Raw genomic sequence first — 18551 nt, 5'->3', positions numbered from 1 at the left:
CCCGGTGACAACCTGTCGACGGCCCGACGTGGCCTGCCGCCCGCACTCCGGTGAACACGTCGCTGCCCCGGCGGCGCGGGCACCCGGGGCACCAGGCTGGAACGGATCGAGATGGACCAGAACTCCACGGTCTCGGCCAAGACCGCCGCCCGCACCCTGCGCCGCGACCTCGCCGCGCTCGGGCTGGACGTGAGCCACTCGGCGGCGCTGGAACTCGTCGCCCACCAGGCGGGGTTCCGCGACTGGAACACCGCTGCGGCGGCAGCGGCCCCGGCGGCGCCCCGACTCGTCGGCCACCCCGTTCCCGTGCTGCGGGTGCAGGACGGCGCCGCGGCGCTGGAGTTCTACACCGCCGTGCTCGGGTTCACGTGCCTGTGGGAGCACCGGTTCGAACCCGGCCTGCCGCTGTACGCGCGGGTCCGCCGCGACGACGCGGAGCTCGACCTGTCCGAGCACTACGGCGACGGCACCCCGGGAACCGTCGTGTGGGTGCCCGTCCGCGACGTCCGCGCCCTGCACCGCGAACTCTCCCCGCGGTTGGCCCCCCGGCAGTCCCCGGGGGTCGAGGACGACACGCCGGGTGGCCCGACGACGACCGTCCTCGACCCCTCCGGGAACTCCCTGCGGTTCTGCCAGCAGGGCTGATCCTCCTCAGGCGTCGGTGGTGCTGCGCCCCACCACGAGCGACTCGCCCCGGAAGAACCCGGGGCTGCGCGCGTACTGCACCGCCATCACGACGAGACCCAGGCCCAGCACACCGATGCCGAGGATGAACACGAGCCCGACGCCGGCGATCTCCGAACCCGACCCGTAGGAGGGGTCCATCGAGTCCACGGCGGTCTGCACGAAGAACACCAGCAGCAGCAACCCGCCGACGAGGGGGGCCAGGCAGGTGGTGAGGAACGCCTTGACGTTCCCGCCCCAGCTGCCACGGAAGTACCAGACGCAGGCGAGGGCCGTGACTCCGTAGTAGAAGCAGACCATCATGCCGAGGGCGGTGATGGTGTCCGACAGGACGTTCACCGAGACGACGCGCATGACCGCGTAGAACACCGACGCCACGACGGCGGCGACGACCGTGGCGTACCCGGGCGACTGGAACCGCCGGCTCACCTGCGCGTACCGCGGCGGCAGGGCGCCGTAGTGCCCCATGGCCAGCATCGTGCGGGCCGGTCCGATGAACGTCGACTGCAGCGAGGCCGCCGAGGAGGCCAGGACGCACAGGGACATGAGGATCGCGAACGGCCCCATGACCGGCCCGGCGAGCGCCGCGAAGATGTTCTCCTGGATGTCCGCGTTGCCCATCCCGAACTCGTCCGCACCGGTGCCGGAGAAGGACAGGACCGCGAGCGCGATCGTGAGGTACAGGACGACGATGACCGCGATGGTCGACAGCGCCGCCTTGCCCGGCGTGGTGCGCGCCCCCTGCGTCTCCTCGTTCATCGTCAGGACGACGTCCCAGCCCCAGTAGATGAACACCGACAGCGAGATCCCGGCCGCGAAGGCGGAGAACGACTCGACGCCGAGGGGGTTGAACCAGCCGGGGTCGACGGTCAGCCCGGCGGGGGCGCTGCCGTCGGCGACCTTGCTGAACGCGGCGACCGCGAACCAGCCGAGGACGAGGAGCTGGAACCCGACCAGGACGTACTGGACCGTCTTGGTGGCCTCGAGTCCGCGGTAGGAGACCCAGCACGCCAGCGCCATGAACACCAGGCACGTCGCGACGTTGACGGGCACGTTCGCGGCGAGGTCGGCGATGCCCTCGTCGCCGGTGAGCTGGGCGAGCATGAGGTAGAAGAAGTCGACGGCGATGCCGGCGAGGTTGGACAGGACGAGGATCGTGGCGGCGAGCAGCCCCCACCCGCCCATCCACCCGATCCACGGGCCGAACGCGCGCGAGCTCCAGGTGAACGTCGTACCCGCGTCGGGCATGGCGTTGTTGAGCGCCCGGTACCCGAGGGCGACGAGCAGCATGGGCACGAAACCCACGATGAAGATCGCGGGCAGGTGGTCGCCGACGGCCGACGCCGTCGGGCCGAGGGCACCGGTGAGGGTGTACGCGGGGGCGATGGTGGAGACGCCGATGACGACGGCGCCGAGCAGGCCGACCTGCCCGCCGCTGAGGCCCTTGGCCTCCTGGGTGGAACCCTCCGGCGTCGCGGTCACGCCGCACCTCCCGGCGTGCTCACGGAGGTGGAGCGCGGCACGACGACGACGGGGACGGGCACGTGGCGCAGGATGCGCGCCGCCGTCGGCCCGAGGAACGTCTGCCGCCCCTGCGCCAGCCGGGAGGACCCGACGATCAGCAGACCGCCTGTCGCCCAGTCGATCGAACCCACTGCTTCCGCCATGGTGCGTCCTCGCCCCATCTCCACGCTCACCGGAACGGCCGCCGAACGCGACCGCACGTCCTCGACCAGGGCCTGCACCCGGGTCACCGCGTCCGGGTCCGCCCCGGGCGCGGTGTCGGACGCGGCGCGGTCGACCTCGACGAGGTTCACCACGTGCAGGGGCAGCCCGTTGCGGGCAGCAGCCTGCCACGCCTCGGCCAGGACCGCGGCGGCTCCGGGCCGGGTGCCCACCGCGACGTAGAGGTGGTCCACCCGTTCGGGTGTCTCCCGCCGCGGGACGAGCAGGACCGGCACGGGCGAGGCGTGCAGCAGCGCCCGGGCGACCGACCCCACGCCGAGGGGGTTCACTCCCCCGTCGGCGCCGACGACGACGGCGGCCGCGCCGCTCTCCGTCGCCGCGTCGAGCAGCCCTTCGGCGACCGACCCGGCGGTGCGGACGTCGGCCCGCGCGTCCACGCCGGGACCGATGGCCGCGAGCGCCTCGTCGGCCCAGCCGCGGGCCTGCTCGGTGATGACGCCCGTGACGTCCCCGACGGGCGGGTAGGCGCCGCTGAACGGGTCGTCGCTGCGGACGACGACGACCACGTCGAGCCCGACGCCGAGCGAGCGGGCCAGCACGGCCGACCAGCGCAGCGCGTCGCGGCCGCGGTCGCCCCCGTCGTAGGCGACGACGTAGCGGGGCCCCTCCGCGGTCGTCACGCCAGGGCCGCGACGACGTCGGCGGCCGCGGCGCGGCCGGAGCGCAGGGCGCCGTCGACGTGCTGGTACCCCTCGGCCGCCAGGTCCGAGCACGCCCAGTGGATGCGGCCGACGGGGGTGCGCTGGTCGGCGCCGTACCGGGCGAGGCCGCCGAGGTCGAAGCTCGCGGCGTACGCGCCGCGCGTCCACTCCTCGCTGCCCCAGTCCGACTCGTAGTAGGCGATCGGCGCGAGGGCCTGGTCGCCGAGGAACTGCGCGATGGACTCCAGGATCCGCGCCCGGCGCTCCTCCTCGGGCAGGGCGAACACCGCGTCCGCCTTCTCGTCGGCGACGAAGGCGACGAGGGTTCCGCGGTCGTCGCCGTGGATCGTGTTGTCGTACACCTCCTGCACGAGCGTCGTCGTGCCGAACCCGGTGCCGGACAAGCCGTCGTGCCGCCAGAACGGCGTCGCGTACGTGGCGTGCACCTTGATGACGAGGCCCATCGACAGGTGCTGGTGCATCTGGTGCTGGCGGCGCGGCAGCGGCGGGTCGTAGCTGATGCGGGAGAACAGCGGCGGCGGCACGGCCACGACGACGCGCTGGGCGCGGACGGTGACGCGGTCGGACTCGACCACGACGCCGGAGTCGTCGTGCCGGATGGTGCGGACGGGCGTGGCGAGGTGGACGCGGTCGCCGAGGTCGGCGGCCAGCCGCTCCGACACCGACTGCATCCCGCCGACGACGCGGCGGTCGAGGATGAAGCACTCGTCCGTGAGGTGCGTGAACGAGCCGGCGGAGGCGGCCATGAGGACGGCCTGCAACGTCGAGAACGCGTGGGCGGGCTTGGTGAGCATGGCCCCGGCGATGAAGAGCGCGATGGTCGTGCACGCCTCCTCGTCGTCGGACTGCCGGCGCAGCCAGTCGCCGAAGGAGATCGTGTCGAGCTCGCGGGCCCGCGGGTGCGCCCAGGGTTCGGTGGCCCCGACGGCGGCGACGAGGTCGTCCATGAGCTCGGTGAGCCGGGCGATCTCCTTGGCGGTGGAGTCCGAGACGGGGAACACGTCGCCGCGGTAGGTGCGCCGGACCCCGTCGGCGCCGATGTGGACGTTCTCGCCGTCGCGGTAGCGCGGGTACGTCGTCATGCCGAGCTCGTCGAGCAGGCCGAGCAGCTCGGTCTGGTCCGGGGAGACCCACTGGCCGCCGATCTCCAGGGTCACGCCGTCGCGCTCGTCGGTCCAGGTGCGACCGCCGACGCGGTCGCGCGCCTCGAGGACGACGACGTCGTGACCGGCGGCGACGAGGTGGCGGGCGGTGTTCAGCCCGGCCGGTCCGGCGCCGACGACGACCACGTCGGCGCTGAGTTCAACGGGGTTCACGGGGACCTCCGGGTCCGGATCGACGGTGACTGCCTGGAAGTGAACAGGCTTCATTAACGAGCCCCGGCGGTCCCGTGTCAAGGGCGTGGGCCACGATGGCCCCGTGCCCACCGCCGCCTCCTCCCCCGCTCCGCGCCGGGGTCGCGGGCGCCCCAGCAGCCCGGTCCTGACGGCGGACGGCATCACCACGGAGGCCGTCGCGCTCCTGGAGGAGCGGGGTCAGGACGGGCTGACGATGGCGGCGTTGGCCCGTCGCCTCGGGGTGGCGCCCAGCGCGCTCTACAACCACGTCGCGACGAAGCAGGACGTGCTCCGCGCGGTGCAGGACGACGTCAACCGCGGGATCGACTGCTCGGGGTTCGGCCGGCTGCCGTGGGACGAGGCCCTCGCCGGCTGGGCCCGCTCCTACCGCGACGCCTACGAACGCCACCCCGCGCTCGTCCCGGTGATGGCGGTGACCCCGGTGCGCAGCGCGCCGCACACCGTCGAGATGTACGAACGGGTCAGTTCCGGCCTGCTGGCCGCGGGCTGGCCCGCGCACCTCGTGACGAACGTCGTCGTGGCCGTCGAGTCGTTCGTGCTCGGGTCCGCCCTCGACACCCAGGCCCCCGCGGACATCTTCGACCCCGGCGACCTCGCCGCCAGCGCACCGGGGGTCACGACGGCGAACGCCGCCCGGCCGGAGGGTGACACGGCGAGGGCGGCGTTCGAGCTGGGGCTGACGGCGCTGCTGGCGGGGTTGCGGGAGCTGCGCTCCTCAGCGAGATAGAGGTGCGGCGTCGAACGCTGGCTCGGTGCGCCGCCGGTCACCGCTCCCGCAGCACCAGGTCCGGCAGCTTCGCCTGCAGTTCGGCGACCGTCGTCCCCCACGTCTCCTCGACGACCACCTCGCCGCCCTCGAGCGACAGCACGGCTTCCTCGCTGTAGACGCGGGAGACGCAGCCGACCCCGGTGAGGGGGTACGTGCACTCCCGCACCAGCTTCGGAGACCCGTCGCGCCCGAACAGCGGCATGACGACGAACACGGCCTTCGCCCCCGTCGCGAGGTCCATCGCCCCGCCGACGGCCGGGATCGCGTCGGGCGCCCCGGTGTGCCAGTTGGCCAGGTCGCCGTTCACCGCCACCTGGTAGGCGCCGAGGACGCACACGTCGAGGTGGCCGCCGCGCATCATGGCGAAGCTGTCGGCGTGGTGGAAGTACGACGCCCCCGGGGTCTCGACCACCGGGATCTTGCCGGCGTTCACGAGGTCGGGGTCGATCTCGTCCCCCACGGCCGCCCGGCCCATCCCGAGCATCCCGTTCTCGGTGTGCAGCACGACCCCGGACTCGGGAGTGAGGTGGTCGGCGACCAGCGTCGGCCGGCCGATGCCGAGGTTCACGTAGGCGCCCTCGGGGATGTCGCGGGCGACCCGCGCGGCGAGCTCGTCCTTCGACAGGGGACCTCGTCCCGTGTTCTCGACGGTGTTCTGGATCGTCACGCCGCCACCCCCACGCGCACGACGCGGTCGACGTAGATGGCCGGCGTCACGACGTCCTCGGGGTCCAGCGAACCCGTCGGCACGACGTCGGAGACCTGCACGACGCTCGTCCGCGCGGCCGCGGCCATGACGGGGCCGAAGTTCCGGGCCGTCTTGCGGTACACGAGGTTCCCGAACTCGTCGGCGAGGTGCGCCTTCACGAGGGCCACGTCGCCGTGGATCGGGAACTCCAGCAGGTGCTCTCGCCCGTCGATCACCCGGGTCTCCTTCCCCTCGGCCAGCGGGGTGCCGGCACCCGTCGGGCAGTAGAACGCGCCGATGCCGGCCCCGGCGGCCCGCAGCCGTTCGGCCAGCGTGCCCTGCGGCACGAGTTCGAGCTCGATCCGCCCGGCCCGGTACAGCTCGTCGAACACCCACGAGTCGCTCTGCCGCGGGAACGAGCAGACGATCTTGCGGACGCGCCCCGCGGCCAGGAGCGCGGCGAGCCCGACGTCGCCGTTGCCGGCGTTGTTGTTGACGACGGTGAGGTCGCTCGCGCCCTGCCGCAGCAGCGCGTCGATCAGTTCGACGGGTTGACCGGCCGCTCCGAAACCCCCGATGAGGACGGTGGCGCCGTCGGCGACGTCGGCGACCGCCGCGTCGGCGTCGTCGGGGAACTGGGTGCGGCTCAACGGACTCCCGCCTCCTGCGCGTCGGTGTTCTCCAGGACGACGGCGAGCCCCTGCCCGACGCCGATGCAGATCGCGGCCACGCCCCAGCGGACGCGCTCGGCGCGCATCCGGGCCACGAGGGTTCCCACGATCCGGCCCCCGGAGGCCCCCAGCGGGTGCCCCAGGGCGATGGCACCACCTCGCGTGTTCACGATCCCCTCCTCGACCCCCCAGGCGTCGACGCAGGCGAGCGACTGGACGGCGAAGGCCTCGTTCAGCTCGACGGCGCCCACGGCGCCCCAGCCGATCCCGGCCCGGGCCAGCGCCCGGTTCGCCGCCTCGACGGGAGCGAACCCGAAGTCCTGCGGGTCGAGCGCGAACGTGCCGCGCCCCGCGACGCGGGCGAGCGGGTCGTGCCCGGTGCTGGCGGCCGCCTCCGCCGTCCCGAGCAGCACCGCGGAGGCGCCGTCGGACAACGGCGAGGCGTTCCCGGCCGTGATGGTCCCGGCGGGGTCGAACGCGGGTTGCAACCCGGCGAGCCGTTCGACCGTCGTGCCGGGACGGATCCCCTCGTCCTTCGTCACCTCACCCACCGGCACGACGAGGTCGTCGTAGAACCCCTCTGCCCAGGCGGCGGCGGCGCGCTCGTGCGAGCGGACGGCGAACTCGTCCTGGCGCGTGCGGGAGATGCCGAACTTCTGCTGCAGGAGCTCGTTCGCGCCTCCGAGGCTGACGGTCCACTCCTTCGGCATCCGCGGGTTCACCAGCCGCCAGCCCAGCGTCGTGGAGACTGCTGTGACGTCCCCCGCCGGGAAGGCACGGGAGGGTTTGGGCAGCACCCAGGGCGCCCGCGACATCGACTCCACCCCGCCGGTGAGCACGACCTGCGCGTCACCCGTCTCCAGAGCGCGCGACCCGGCGAACAGCGCGTCGAGCCCGGACCCGCACAGTCGGTTGACGGTGCTGCCGGGCACGGACGTGGGCATCCCGGCGAGCAGCACGGCCATGCGGGCGACGTTGCGGTTGTCCTCGCCGGCGCCGTTGGCCAGGCCCAGGAACACCTCGTCGACGGCCTCGGCGGGCAACTGCGGGGAGCGCTCGAGCGTCGCGCGCACGACGGCCGCAGCCAGGTCGTCCGGACGGGCCTCGGCGAGCGCGCCGCCGAACTTGCCGAAGGGAGTGCGGACGGCGTCGTAGACGTACGCCTCGGGACGAGCCTGCGATCCAGCCATGACCCCAGCCTGGCCCCGCTGCGCCCATACGTCCAACATCCGTTGCGGACCGCTCCGGTACTCAGGAAGTATGGGATGGTGACGTTGCGCCGCCTCGAGTACTTCGTGGCCGTGGCCGAGGAGCAGTCCTTCACGGGGGCCGCCCGCGCGCTGCACATGGCCCAGCCGCCGCTGTCCAGCCAGGTGCGTGCCCTCGAGCGCGAGCTCGGGGCGGAGCTCTTCGACCGCAGCGGTCGCACCCCCGTCCTCACCCCCGCCGGCCGGGCCCTCCTGCCGGAGGTCCGCCGGCTGCTCGCCGCCTACGACCGGTTGCCCGCCACCGCGCAACAGGCGCGCGACGGCAGCGTCGGGCGGTTGCGGGTCGGGCTGGTCCCCTCGGCCGTGGCGGGTGGCCTGCCCGACGTCCTGCGCCGCGTGCACGGCGAACTGCCGGGCCTGGAGGTGGCCCTGGTCGAGGGCAGGCCCGCCGACCTGCTGCGCCGCCTCGACCTCGACGACCTCGACGTCGTCCTGCTCTACGCCGTCCCGGACGGTCCTGCGCTGGCCTCGCAGGTTCTCGCGGGCGAACCGTTGGTGCTGGCCCTGCCCCGCGGCCACCGGCTGGCGGCCGGGGCGGCGGTCGCCGTCCGGCAGCTCGAGCACGAAGCGCTCCTGATGCCCGCCCGGCACGGCGACGACGGCCTTCGGGAGCGGACGTCCGCGCTGCTCGCCGGGGTCCACGTCCGGGTCGCGCAGGACGACCTGTGGATGGTGCAGACGATGGTCGCGCTCGTGGCCGCCGGCCTCGGGTGCGCGGTCGTGCCGGCCTCGACGACGGGGCTGCGGCCGGACGCCGTGGAGTACCGCCCGTTCACCGGCGCCGTCCCGGGCCTGGAACTCGTCGCGACGTGGCGCGAGGACCGGGACCACCCGCCGGTGGCCCGGTTCCTCGACCTGTGGGCGGGGTGAGGGGCCGGCCGTTCACCGTCGTGCCGTGACCGCCTGCAGGTGCCGCAGCAGCACGCCCAACCCGGACGTCCACGGCGGCAGGTCCTCGGTGGCGAGCACGGTGTTCTCGAGCGTCCCCAACTGCGGACAGCTGATGCGCACGACGTCGCCGACGTGGTGGGTGAACCCCTGCCCCGGTTCGTCCCGGTCCGTGGTCGGCGCGAAGAGGGTGCCCGTGTAGAGGACGAACCCGTCGGGGTACTGGTGGTGCGCGCCCACGGTGGCCGCGACGAGTTCCTCGAACGGCCGACTGATGCGCGCCAGCGAGTTCCGCCCGTGCAGGACGAAACCGTCGGTCCCCCGCACCTCGAGCTCGATCTCCGCCGTGCGCAGGTCGTCGAGGCGGAGGGAGTCGTCGAGGAGGCGGACGAACGGACCCAGCGCGCTGGAGGCGTTGGCGTCCTTGGCCCGGCCCAGCAGCAGCGCCGACCGGCCCTCGACGTCGCGCAGGTTGACGTCGTTGCCGAGCGTCGCCCCGACCACCTCGCCGCGGGAGGTGACGACGAGCACGAGTTCGGGCTCGGGGTTGTTCCACCGCGACCAGGACGGCACGCCGACCGCCGCCCCGTGCCCCACCGAGGCGAGGACCGGCGCCTTGGTGAACACCTCGGGGTCGGGACCGAGGCCCACCTCGAGGTACTGCGACCACCAGCCGCGCGCCTGCAGCACCTCCTTGACCCGCGCCGCCTCGGGCGAGCCCGGCCGCACGGAGGACAGTGCGCCGCCGAGCACGTCGGCCACCTCGGCCCGCACGGCGGCGGCCCGGGCCGGGTCACCGCCCGCCCGTTCCTCGATGACACGTTCGGCGAGGCTGTCCGCGAACGTGACCCCGCACGCCTTGACGACCTGCAGGTCGACGGGTGCGAGCAGGTGCGGCGTGTCCTGGGACCCCACGGGCGCCGCGAGCAGGTCGCGCGTCCACCAGCGGGGCTCCGAGGCCAGGGCGCTCCGCACGACCGTGACCCGGTCGTCCCGTTCGAGCAGTCCCGAGACGGTGGGTTCGAGCGCGGTCAGGTCGTGCACGCCCCAGCCGTCGTCTCCCGGGGGTTCCGCGGTGTCGAGGGCCACCACGCGGGGGCCACCCGTCGAGGGGTCCTGCACCCGGCCGAGGAGGAGGGCCCCCGCCGGCAGCACGTCGTCCACGCGTCGCCCCGGCCGTCAGTCGGTCTCGGGACCGCAGCAGTAGAAGCAGTCCCCCTCGCACCGTTCCCCGCCGTCGACGACCGTGAGGTCCTCGGTCCGCTCCGCCACGACCGTCATGCCCGTCCTCCGTCACCACCCGCCCCGGCGACCTGCCGGTGCACCCCTCCACCGTGCCCCGGGACCGCGGTCCGCAGGGCCGGACGCGCTGCACGTCCCCCGCTTCTCCACCGATCCCCTCACCCCGCCCACAGTCGTGAAGACGAGCCGTTCTTCACGCCTGGACAACAACCGGAGAAACATCCGCGGCCGAACGGGCGCAGGACCGCGGTGCGCACCTAGCGTCGGTCGACGTGACCGACCTTCTCCCGGCACCGGAAGCCGCGCTCGACACCACCCCCGCCACCGCCACCGCCCCATCCGGCCCCGTCCGCAGCGCGGGCCACGCCATCGTCGAGGCCCTGGCGCTGCACGGCGTGCAGCGCACCTACGTCGTCCCGGGCGAGAGCTACCTCGACGTCCTCGACGGCCTCGTGGACTCCGGCATCGAGACGGTCGTCTGCCGGCACGAGGGCGGCGCGGCGTACATGGCCGAGGCCGACGGCAAGATGCACCGCCGCCCCGGCATCGCCATGGTGACGCGGGGACCGGGGGCGGCGAACGCCCACGTCGGGCTGCACACGGCCTGGCAGGACTCGACCCCGATGGTCCTGTTCGTCGGGCTCATCCCGTTCGACCACCGCGACCGCGAGGCGTTCCAGGAGTTCGACGTCAAGGCCTGGTTCGACACCGGGGCCAAGCGCGTCATGGTCCTCGACAACGCCGAGCGCGCCTCGGAGATCGTCGCCGAGGCGATGTTCGCGGCCAGCAGCGGCCGTCCCGGCCCCGTCGTCGTGGGCCTGCCGGAGGACGTCCTGCGGCACGCCGTGCACGGCCCGGCGCACCCGCCGATCCCCGTCGCGACGGGCGGCATGACGTCGCGGGACGTGGAGGCCCTGCGGGAGGCCCTGGCCGGGTCGGTCAAACCCCTCTTCGTGACCGGCGGCAACGACTGGACACCGGAGGCGGCGCAGCAGCTCACGCGGTGGCTGGAGCGGCACCGCATCCCCGCCGCGGCCGAGTGGCGCACGGAGGGAACGGTGCCCTTCGACTCCCCCAGCTACGTCGGCCCCATCGGCTACGGCCGGCCGAAACCCACCTACGACCTGCTCGAGGAGACCGACCTGCTGGTGTTCGTCGGGACCGTCCCGGGCGACACCATCACCGACGGGTTCGTCGTGCGGCAGGACTGGTCGAGGAAGAACTTCCTCGTGACGATGGACCCCTCGCTGCGGGGCCGCAGCGGGGCCGTGTCCTACCAGATCGTGGCGAAACCCGACGTCTTCGTCCGCGACCTCACTGGCATCGAGCTCGACGTGCGCCCGGAGTGGACCGCGTGGACGGAGCGGATGCGGGGGGAACAGGAGAGGTTCGCGGCGCTCCCCCCGGCCACCCCCACCCCGGGCCCGGCGCGGATGGACACGTTCATGGCGAACCTCGTCCCCACGCTGCCGCGCGACGCGGTCGTGACGTTCGGCGCCGGCGAGCACACGAACTGGGCGCACCGGTACTTCCCGACGATGGAGTACGCCTCGATGCTCAGCGCCCGCAACGGGTCGATGGGCTACTCGATCCCGTCCGCCGTCGCCGCCTCGCTGGCCCGACCCGGCCGCCGCGTCGTCACGGTCGCGGGCGACGGGGAGTTCCTCATGAACGGCCAGGAACTCGCGACGGCCGCGCAGTACGGCGCGACCCCGCTCGTCGTCGTCGTCGACAACGCCGAGTACGGGACCATCCGCACCCACCAGGAGCGGCACTACCCGGGGCGGGTCAGTGGCACCCAGCTGGAGAACCCCGACTTCGCCCTCATGGCGCAGGCGTTCGGGGGGTTCGGGGTCCGCGCCGAACGGGACGAGGACGTCCCCGACGCCCTCGCCGCCGCCCTGCGGGCGATCGACGAGGACCACGTGTTCGCCCTCGTCCACCTCGTCGTCGAGCAGCGGACCCGCGCCTACTGATCGGGGCCCGACCGGGTCCGCGCGTCCCCTCCGCGCGCGGACCCGGTCCGGGCCACGACCTCAGCCGCGCGGGATCGACAGCGTGAGGGTGTAGCGGCTGCCGGCCGGCGCCTGGACGGAGAGCCGGTAGCTGCCGGTGCTCGGCAGCTGCACGGAGACGTCGCGCTGCTGCTCCGTCATCGTGGTGTGCAGGGGGCTGCCGTCGGGCGCCACGAGCGTCCACGCGCCCTGCGCGCTGGTGTCGGTGAAGTGCACCGTGGCGCGCTGCCCGGAGCGGGCGTCGAACGTGTAGTCGTGCGACCCGCTGCCCTTGACGGTGGTCGCGGTCCCACCGGCCGGGAACGAGACCTTCGTCGGCGACGACGCCGTGGCGGCGGGGATCGACAGCGACAGGTCGTAGGTCGCGGGACGGCTCGAGACCACGTCGACGTAGTACGTGCCCGACTCCGGCAGCGTGTACGTGAAGTCGCTCTGCCGGGGGCTGTGCGCGTTGTGCACGGAGGGGCCGGTCGGCCCGACGAGGGTCCACGTCGTCGCCGAGGTGCTGCGGGACAGGTGGAACGTCGCCGTCTGCCCGGCGCGGGCCTGGAACGTGTAGCGGCGGTCGCCGCCGGCGGCGACGTGGCCGCTGACGTGCGTCGAGCTGGCGCCACGGGCGAAGTGCAGGGGCGTCGCGGTCGGGATGCTCGGCGAGGCGGCCGACGCGACCCCGGCGCCGGCGACGCCGGCGGTGGTCAGCAGAGCGGCGGCGGCTGCGATCATCTTGCCACGCATGGGTTTCTCCTCAGGGAGTGCGTTTCCGGGTCTGTGCTTCCGGTCTTGTCCGCGGCCGCTCCCGCGGCCACACCTCGAAACTACGGATCCGGTGTGGCACCCGGGTGTCGGCGCGGCAACCGTTCCGGGACGGCGTGTGTCGAGATCGACACATCACTCCGGCGGTGCCGCCGGCAGGTGGACCCGCACCACGGTCCCCTGCCCCTCGCGGCTGTCGGCCGCCACCGTCCCCCCGTGGCGCTCGACGACGGCGCGGACCAGGGGCAGGCCCAGCCCGCTGCCCGCGACGGTCCGCGCGGAGGGGCTGCGGAACAACTCGTCCCACACGTGCGGCAGGTCCTCGGCAGGGATCCCCTGCCCCGTGTCGGCCACCTCGACGAGGACTCCGCCGGCGTCCTCGCGGGCCCGCACCTCGACGTTCCCGCCCTCCGGCGTGTACTTCACGGCGTTGTCGACGAGGTTCACGAGGGCCAGGGCGAGCAGGTCCGCGTCGCCGTCGACGGCCGGCAGCGGCCAGGGCGCCCGCGGCACGTCGAGGTCGAGGCGACGACCGGCCGCGCGGGGTTGTTCGCCGACCACCTCGACGGCCTCCTCCAGGAGCGCGGTGAGGTCGACGCGCCGGAACGTGAGGGGGTTCGTCTGGACGTCGGCGATCTTGCGCAGGTCGGCGGTGAGGCGACTGAGCCGCAGCACCTGTTCCTCGATGCTGCGCAGGCCGCGGCCGCGCTGGTCCGGGGTCGCGTCCTCGGCCGCGGCGTTCGCCAGGGCGAGGCGGATGGCCGTCAGGGGGTTCTTCAGCTCGTGGTCGAGCCGGCCGAGCAGGAGCTGACGGTCCCGCGCGGCCCGTGCCGCGACGGCCGCCACGGCCTCCCGCTCGGCCCGCCACCGGAGCCGCCGGACGCGGGCGAAGAGGGCCAGCACGACGGCCGCGACGACCGAGACGAGCACCCCCAGGGTGAGCACCCAGTCCTGGGTCTGGGCACCCAAGCGCACCTCGACGAACTCGGCACCCCCACCCAGACGTCCTGTGCGCCACAGGGTCCACGCGCCCAGCCCCGCCAGCGCGGGCAGCACGGACAGCACGGCGGCGAGGACGGCGCGGGCGTTGCCCGACCGTGCGCGAGGTTCGGCCACGTCGCTCACGTCACGCCTTCTCGACCGAGCCGGCGAACCGGTACCCCGATCCCAGCACCGTGGCGATGAGCCGCGGGGCGGCGGAGTCGTCCTCGAGTTCACGGCGCAGTTCGGCGATCCGGGTGTCGACGGAGCGGGTGCTCGTCTGGAACGTCCACCCCCACACCGCCTCCAGCAGGCGTTCGCGGGTCATCACCTCGTCGGGGTGGGTCATGAGGTAGGACAGCAGCGCCGTCGCGCGTGGCGTCAGGACGACCTCGCGGCCGTCCTTCCACACCCGTTGCGAGACGCGGTCCAGCACGACCGACCCCGACCGCAACCGCTGGAACTGCCCGGGTCCGCCCCGCCGGTCGCCGTCGCGCCGGCGCAGCACGGCCCGGATGCGCGCCGTGAGCTCCTGCGGGTCGAAGGGCTTGTTGAGGTAGTCGTCCGCGCCCTCCTCCAGCGCCATCGCTCGCTCGCTGGACTCCCCCACCTGCGTCAGCAGGATGACGGGGGTGGAGGACCCCTCCTGCCGCAACCGGCGCAGCACCGCCCGCCCGTCCATCCTCGGCATCATCACGTCGAGGACGACGAGGTCCGGGTCCTGCGCGCGGACCCGGTCGAGGGCCTCCTGCCCGTCGTGCGCGACGACCACGTCGAAACCCGCCCGCGTCAGCAGCGGCGCCAGGTTGTCGGTGATGGCGCTCTCGTCGTCGGCGAGCAGGATGGTCGGCACCCCCCGATGATGCCCGCCCCCGGAGCCCCCGGGCAGCCCCGGCACCCCCGCTGTGCCGGAACGGTTGCCGGTGTGTCCATCCTGTCACGACCGCCGGGCGCGGCACCCGCCGTGAGCCGGCGTTCCTAGACTGGGCGGGTGCGTCCCCCCGTGTCCCGTCCGCTCGTCCTCGCGGTGCTGGCGGTCACGGGAGTCGCGCTCGCGGGGTGCTCGTTCCGCGGCGGGGTCAGCGTCGGGGCGCCGGCGACGTCGAGCTCACGTCCCCCCACCTCGGCCGCGCCCAGCCCCACCCCCACACCGACGACGCCGACCCCCACGACTCCCGTCCCCACCCCGACGGCACCCACCCCCACGAGCCCGACGCCCACGACCACCGCGACGACCACCCCCAGCGCTCCCCCGACGTCCGTCGGCGTCTGCACCTCGGCCCAGCTGGTCGCGGCGCTCGTGCCGGCCGACGCCCCGGCCGGCCGCGGCGCCGCAGTCCTGACGCTGACGAACACCGGCCGCGGCGCCTGCCACCTCAAGGGGTTCGGCGGGATCGCCCTGAGCCGCAGCGACGGTGCCCCCGTCCTGTCGCGCCAGGTCCGCTCCGACGCCACGCCCCCCGCACTGACCCTCGCGCCGGGTGACGTCGCCCGTTCGTCGCTGTCGTGGTCCACCGCGGCGAACACCGCGGTCGGGGAACCGGCCACCGGGGACTGCGAGGCCGTCCCGACGTCGTTGCTCGTCATCCCGCCCGACCAGATCGACGACCGCGCGGTCCCCTGGTCGGCTGGACCCGTGTGCGACCAGGGGACGATCACGCAGACGCCCTACGCGGTCGGCTGAGACCGGGAACCCACGACGCGGCCGACGAGCGCGGCGACGACGACCACGACGAGCACCCCGACGGTGAACACCTCGAAGCTGCCGCGACTGACGCCCCACTCCCCCGCGAAGTCGTAGTCGAGCCCCAGGAACCCCTCCAGGACGCCCGGCACGACGGCGGCCACCGAGCCGAGCAGGATGAACAGGTACACGATCCCGGCGAGCACCGTGAACCCTCGACGGCCGCCCGGCACCTGGTACGGCCGGATCGTGTCGTGGGTCCAGCGCAGGTGGACCATCGCCGGGACGATGACGACGTAGCTGATGAGCAGCGTCGAGACGGCCTGGGTGAGGACGACCCCGAACACCGCGGCCGCCGTCCCGTGCACGAACACGGTCGCGAGGACGAGGAACACCGTCGACACGACCCCGGAGACGAGGTTCATCCGCACCGGCGTCCCCAGCCGCTCGGAGAACTCCCCCAGCCGCCGGGTGAAGAACGCGCCGTCGGCCGCGGCCACGGCCTGCATGCGGTCCGTCGCCATCATCCAGGCGGAGCCCTGCGTCAGCAGCGCGTACACGAACGCCACCGCGGTGAGCGTCAGCAGCGGCCCCGACAACGGGCCGAAGACGCCGTAGCTGACCTCGATCGCCTGCATGACACCGGCGTCCGCCGTCCGGTCAGCCGGGGTCACGAGGATGATCGCCAGCACCGGCGCGAGGTAGGCCAGCAGCGTGATGCCGGCGCCGCGCGCGATGGCGGTCGGGGTGTCGCGCTGGGGGTCGTGCATCTCCTCCGACGCCGCGCTCGGCGCCTCGAAGCCGACGAAGGCGAAGAGCGCCACGGGCACGATCGCGAGGAACCCCGCCACGGTCGGTCGGGCGGCCGACCAGTCCACACCCGCCGTCCCGGACTGGGCCACGTGCACCAGCGCCGTCAGGGTGAGGCTGGCGAGGACGAACAGCTTGGCCCACGCTCCGACGTTGATGAGCACCTTGCCGCGCTTCAGGCTCACGACGGCGAGGAGGATCGCGACCCAGACGAACACCAGCTTGACGACGAAGTCGCCCACGGCCGACGTCGCCACGACGTACTGCGACCACACGGACCCGGCGATGAACGCCAGCGATCCGCCCAGCCAGATCGGGTTCGTGATCCAGTACAGGATCACCGCCACCGACGCCCACGTGCGCCCGAACGCCCGGCGCACCCACTGGTACGGCCCGCCCTCCTCGGGGTACGTCGAGGAGGTCTCGGCGAAGACGAAGGCCGACGGCACGAGGAACGCGATCCCGATGAACGCGGACCACACGAGCCCCTCGGGCCCGCCACCGGCGAGGACGGCGATGCTGTCGCCGCTGATGACGGCGGCGACGATGAACAGGACGATGTCCCCGCGCCGCAGGGTCTTCACCAGACGGCTGCGGGCCACCCCGTCCTCGGGGGCGGGTGCTGGGGGGTGAGCAGGCTGCTCGTACGACACGGGGGCTCCGATCTCGGGCGGTGAGCGGAGTGTGCCGGACCCGTGTTTCGGGCAGGTGTCGGTCCCGGTCAGCGTCCCCCGAGCGGGCCAGCGGCGTGCACGTCGTGCAACGCCCGGCGCTTCACCGCCTCGCCGAAGAGGCTGAGCCCGGCGTTCAGCGTCACCAGGCCCGCGGTGCCGGGGACGACCCAGGGACGCCGTCGCGCCCGCCGCACGGCGGCGTCGGTGACGACGCACACCCCGGCCCCCACGAGCAGCAGCCCCGAGGGGGCGAGCACCTTCCACGCGGTGAGGTCGTCCACCACCCCAGCTTCTCAGCGGGGGTTCAACAGCGCGCGGGCACGCTGTCCGCATGTTCGACCTCATCGGCGGTCTGCCCGTCCACCCGCTCGTCGTGCACGCCGTCGTGGTGCTGCTGCCCCTCGCCGTCCTCGGCACCGTCGCCGTCGCGGCGCGCCCCGCGTGGCGCGCCCGCTACGGCGGGATCAATGCCCTCGTCGCCGTCGTGGGCACCGCGCTGTGCCCCGTCGCGACGAGCAGCGGGGAATCGCTGGAGCACCGGGTCGGCGACCCCGGCCGGCACGCCGAGCTCGGCGACCAGCTCGTCTGGTTCGCCCTCCCGTTGGCGGTGCTCGCCGTCGTCCTGTGGTGGCTCCAGCGCCGCCGACGGGACGAGGCGGGACGCCCGCCCGCCGCGGTGACCGTCGTCGCCGCCCTGTCCGTCGTCGCGGCCCTCGCCACCGCCATGCAGGTCTACCGCGTCGGCGACTCCGGCGCGCAGGCCGTCTGGAAGGACCAGGTGAACGCGGCGCCGCAGAAGTCGGGCAGCTGACGCCGTCGCTCCCGGGATGCGGTCCCACGGCCCGCCCCGAGACTGGACCCGTGACCGGGCACCGGGCCCGGGACGACTCGGAGGTCGACGTGGCGAGCGGTGTGGCGACGGTGTGGGTTCCCGTGGACGACATGGACAGGGCGGTCGCGTTCTACGGCACGACCCTGGGGTTGGACGTGAGCATGACCTCGCCGGACTGGAGCGAGGTCGAGGCCGGCGGTCTGACGATCGGGCTGAACGCGCGGGAGGACACGGGGTCGCACGCCGACGGCGGGGCGGTCATCTCCTTCACGCCCGACTCCTCCATCGACGAGGAGGTCGCGCGCCTGCGCGGCGAGGGCGTGCAGTTCACCGGCGAGATCAGCGACCACCCGTGGGGCCGGATCGCCCCGTTCAAGGACAGCGAGGGCAACGACCTGCAGTTCTACGCCCCGCCGGCCTGATCCTGCAGTTCCAGGACCGGGATGCGGCGCGACGTCTTCGCCTCGTACCCGGCGAAACCCGGACTGGCCGCGAGGAACCGCGCCCAGGCCGCGTCCCGGTCCTCCCCCTGCAGGTCGACGGCCCGCACCGCGACCTCGCCCCGGTCGGGGTGCTCGACGACGGTGTCGGGGTGGGCCAGGAGGTTGTGGTACCACGCGGGGTGCTGGTCCGCGCCGGCCGCCGACACCGCGATCAGCCACCCGCCGTCGGTGGGGATGGCGAACAACGGGGCGACCCGTTCGGCCCCGCTGCGCGCACCGGTGTGGTGCACCAGGAGCAGGCTCCGGCCGAACCCCGCCGTCGTCACCGTCCCGCCGTTGGCGCGGAACTCCTCGATCACCTGCTGGTTGAAGTCCACGGTTCT

At 73.8% G+C, this 18551-nt stretch carries 20 protein-coding genes; 7 read left to right on the top strand and 13 right to left on the bottom strand.

Annotation, left to right across the window (positions count from 1 at the left end):
- Positions 1-111 precede the first annotated feature (111 nt).
- The gene (locus tag ACFEMC_RS03865; protein WP_380173793.1) at positions 112-645 is read left to right on the top strand and encodes a glyoxalase superfamily protein; all 534 of its coding nucleotides are present in this window, start codon (positions 112-114) and stop codon (positions 643-645) included.
- 6 nt (positions 646-651) lie between these two features.
- Here the strand turns inward: ACFEMC_RS03865 and ACFEMC_RS03860 are convergent, their stop codons facing one another.
- The 3 genes from ACFEMC_RS03860 to ACFEMC_RS03850 are packed head-to-tail and all read right to left on the bottom strand — an operon-like array spanning position 652 to position 4408.
- Positions 652-2166: an APC family permease gene (locus ACFEMC_RS03860; RefSeq protein WP_380173791.1), complete on the bottom strand. Its 1515-nt coding sequence runs from the start codon at positions 2164-2166 to the stop codon at positions 652-654.
- Entirely contained in the window at positions 2163-3050 is an 888-nt protein-coding gene (locus tag ACFEMC_RS03855) for a universal stress protein (RefSeq protein ID WP_380173789.1), read from the bottom strand. Before ACFEMC_RS03855 ends, ACFEMC_RS03860 begins: the two co-directional genes overlap by 4 nt.
- Positions 3047-4408, bottom strand: coding sequence for a flavin monoamine oxidase family protein (locus ACFEMC_RS03850; protein ID WP_380173787.1), 1362 nt, complete (start codon positions 4406-4408; stop codon positions 3047-3049). Before ACFEMC_RS03850 ends, ACFEMC_RS03855 begins: the two co-directional genes overlap by 4 nt.
- Before the next feature lie 103 nt (positions 4409-4511).
- On the opposite strand from ACFEMC_RS03850, the gene ACFEMC_RS03845 reads away from it, so the two are divergent.
- Positions 4512-5177 (top strand): TetR/AcrR family transcriptional regulator, encoded by a 666-nt coding sequence (locus ACFEMC_RS03845; RefSeq protein WP_380173785.1) that lies wholly within the window; start codon positions 4512-4514, stop codon positions 5175-5177.
- A gap of 37 nt (positions 5178-5214) precedes the next feature.
- Here ACFEMC_RS03845 and ACFEMC_RS03840 read toward each other — a convergent pair whose 3' ends face one another.
- The 3 genes from ACFEMC_RS03840 to ACFEMC_RS03830 are packed head-to-tail and all read right to left on the bottom strand — an operon-like array spanning position 5215 to position 7768.
- Positions 5215-5886 (bottom strand): 3-oxoacid CoA-transferase subunit B, encoded by a 672-nt coding sequence (locus ACFEMC_RS03840; protein ID WP_380173783.1) that lies wholly within the window; start codon positions 5884-5886, stop codon positions 5215-5217.
- A complete protein-coding gene (locus tag ACFEMC_RS03835) occupies positions 5883-6557 on the bottom strand; it encodes a 3-oxoacid CoA-transferase subunit A (protein WP_380173781.1) in 675 nt (224 codons plus the stop codon). Before ACFEMC_RS03835 ends, ACFEMC_RS03840 begins: the two co-directional genes overlap by 4 nt.
- Positions 6554-7768 carry a thiolase family protein gene (locus tag ACFEMC_RS03830; RefSeq protein ID WP_380173779.1) on the bottom strand — a complete coding sequence of 405 codons (1215 nt, stop codon included), beginning with the start codon at positions 7766-7768 and terminating at the stop codon, positions 6554-6556. Before ACFEMC_RS03830 ends, ACFEMC_RS03835 begins: the two co-directional genes overlap by 4 nt.
- A gap of 75 nt (positions 7769-7843) precedes the next feature.
- Here ACFEMC_RS03830 and ACFEMC_RS03825 point away from each other — a divergent pair, with 75 nt between their 5' ends.
- Positions 7844-8716 (top strand): LysR family transcriptional regulator, encoded by an 873-nt coding sequence (locus ACFEMC_RS03825; RefSeq protein ID WP_380173777.1) that lies wholly within the window; start codon positions 7844-7846, stop codon positions 8714-8716.
- Between the two features lie 12 nt (positions 8717-8728).
- On the opposite strand, the gene ACFEMC_RS03820 is transcribed toward ACFEMC_RS03825, so the two are convergent.
- A complete protein-coding gene (locus ACFEMC_RS03820) occupies positions 8729-9898 on the bottom strand; it encodes a fumarylacetoacetate hydrolase family protein (protein WP_380173775.1) in 1170 nt (389 codons plus the stop codon).
- 350 nt (positions 9899-10248) lie between these two features.
- Here ACFEMC_RS03820 and ACFEMC_RS03815 point away from each other — a divergent pair, with 350 nt between their 5' ends.
- Complete coding sequence (locus tag ACFEMC_RS03815; protein WP_380173773.1) at positions 10249-11952, top strand: thiamine pyrophosphate-dependent enzyme; 1704 nt, start codon at positions 10249-10251, stop codon at positions 11950-11952.
- A gap of 60 nt (positions 11953-12012) precedes the next feature.
- Here ACFEMC_RS03815 and ACFEMC_RS03810 read toward each other — a convergent pair whose 3' ends face one another.
- The 3 genes from ACFEMC_RS03810 to ACFEMC_RS03800 form a co-directional block, all read right to left on the bottom strand.
- The gene (locus tag ACFEMC_RS03810) at positions 12013-12726 is read right to left on the bottom strand and encodes a peptidase (RefSeq protein ID WP_380173771.1); all 714 of its coding nucleotides are present in this window, start codon (positions 12724-12726) and stop codon (positions 12013-12015) included.
- Positions 12727-12879: 153 nt separating this feature from the next.
- Positions 12880-13869, bottom strand: coding sequence for a sensor histidine kinase (locus ACFEMC_RS03805; protein ID WP_380173770.1), 990 nt, complete (start codon positions 13867-13869; stop codon positions 12880-12882).
- A 1-nt stretch (position 13870) separates the two neighbouring features.
- Positions 13871-14578: a response regulator transcription factor gene (locus tag ACFEMC_RS03800; protein WP_380173768.1), complete on the bottom strand. Its 708-nt coding sequence runs from the start codon at positions 14576-14578 to the stop codon at positions 13871-13873.
- A 138-nt stretch (positions 14579-14716) separates the two neighbouring features.
- On the opposite strand from ACFEMC_RS03800, the gene ACFEMC_RS03795 reads away from it, so the two are divergent.
- Positions 14717-15409 carry a DUF4232 domain-containing protein gene (locus tag ACFEMC_RS03795; protein ID WP_380173767.1) on the top strand — a complete coding sequence of 231 codons (693 nt, stop codon included), beginning with the start codon at positions 14717-14719 and terminating at the stop codon, positions 15407-15409.
- Here the strand turns inward: ACFEMC_RS03795 and ACFEMC_RS03790 are convergent.
- Together ACFEMC_RS03790 and ACFEMC_RS03785 are read right to left on the bottom strand one after the other, a co-directional pair.
- Positions 15394-16821: an APC family permease gene (locus ACFEMC_RS03790; protein WP_380173765.1), complete on the bottom strand. Its 1428-nt coding sequence runs from the start codon at positions 16819-16821 to the stop codon at positions 15394-15396. The two genes, ACFEMC_RS03795 and ACFEMC_RS03790, sit on opposite strands and share 16 nt — an antisense overlap.
- Positions 16822-16940: 119 nt before the next feature.
- Positions 16941-17174, bottom strand: a complete 234-nt coding sequence (locus tag ACFEMC_RS03785; protein ID WP_380173763.1) for a hypothetical protein — start codon at positions 17172-17174, stop codon at positions 16941-16943.
- A gap of 50 nt (positions 17175-17224) precedes the next feature.
- On the opposite strand from ACFEMC_RS03785, the gene ACFEMC_RS03780 reads away from it, so the two are divergent.
- On the top strand, positions 17225-17704 hold the full coding sequence (locus ACFEMC_RS03780) for a DUF2231 domain-containing protein (protein WP_380173761.1): 480 nt from the start codon (positions 17225-17227) through the stop codon (positions 17702-17704).
- A gap of 50 nt (positions 17705-17754) precedes the next feature.
- Positions 17755-18147 (top strand): VOC family protein, encoded by a 393-nt coding sequence (locus tag ACFEMC_RS03775; protein WP_380173759.1) that lies wholly within the window; start codon positions 17755-17757, stop codon positions 18145-18147.
- On the opposite strand, the gene ACFEMC_RS03770 is transcribed toward ACFEMC_RS03775, so the two are convergent.
- Complete coding sequence (locus tag ACFEMC_RS03770) at positions 18129-18545, bottom strand: nitroreductase family deazaflavin-dependent oxidoreductase (RefSeq protein ID WP_380173757.1); 417 nt, start codon at positions 18543-18545, stop codon at positions 18129-18131. The genes ACFEMC_RS03775 and ACFEMC_RS03770 overlap by 19 nt on opposite strands.
- Between the last annotated feature and the right edge of the window lie 6 nt (positions 18546-18551).

The sequence above is a fragment of the Kineococcus sp. DHX-1 genome (assembly GCF_042473625.1).
Classification (GTDB): domain Bacteria; phylum Actinomycetota; class Actinomycetes; order Actinomycetales; family Kineococcaceae; genus Kineococcus.
This window is presented reverse-complemented; position numbering and strand designations above follow the sequence as displayed.

Excerpts from the sequence above, each read along its gene's own strand:
- ACFEMC_RS03865 (WP_380173793.1), top strand. The coding sequence starts at position 112 with ATGGACCAGAACTCCACGGTCTCGGCCAAGACCGCCGCCCGCACCCTG.
- ACFEMC_RS03830 (WP_380173779.1), bottom strand. The coding sequence starts at position 7,768 with ATGGCTGGATCGCAGGCTCGTCCCGAGGCGTACGTCTACGACGCCGTC.
- ACFEMC_RS03825 (WP_380173777.1), top strand. The coding sequence starts at position 7,844 with ATGGTGACGTTGCGCCGCCTCGAGTACTTCGTGGCCGTGGCCGAGGAG.
- ACFEMC_RS03810 (WP_380173771.1), bottom strand. The coding sequence starts at position 12,726 with ATGCGTGGCAAGATGATCGCAGCCGCCGCCGCTCTGCTGACCACCGCC.
- ACFEMC_RS03780 (WP_380173761.1), top strand. The coding sequence starts at position 17,225 with ATGTTCGACCTCATCGGCGGTCTGCCCGTCCACCCGCTCGTCGTGCAC.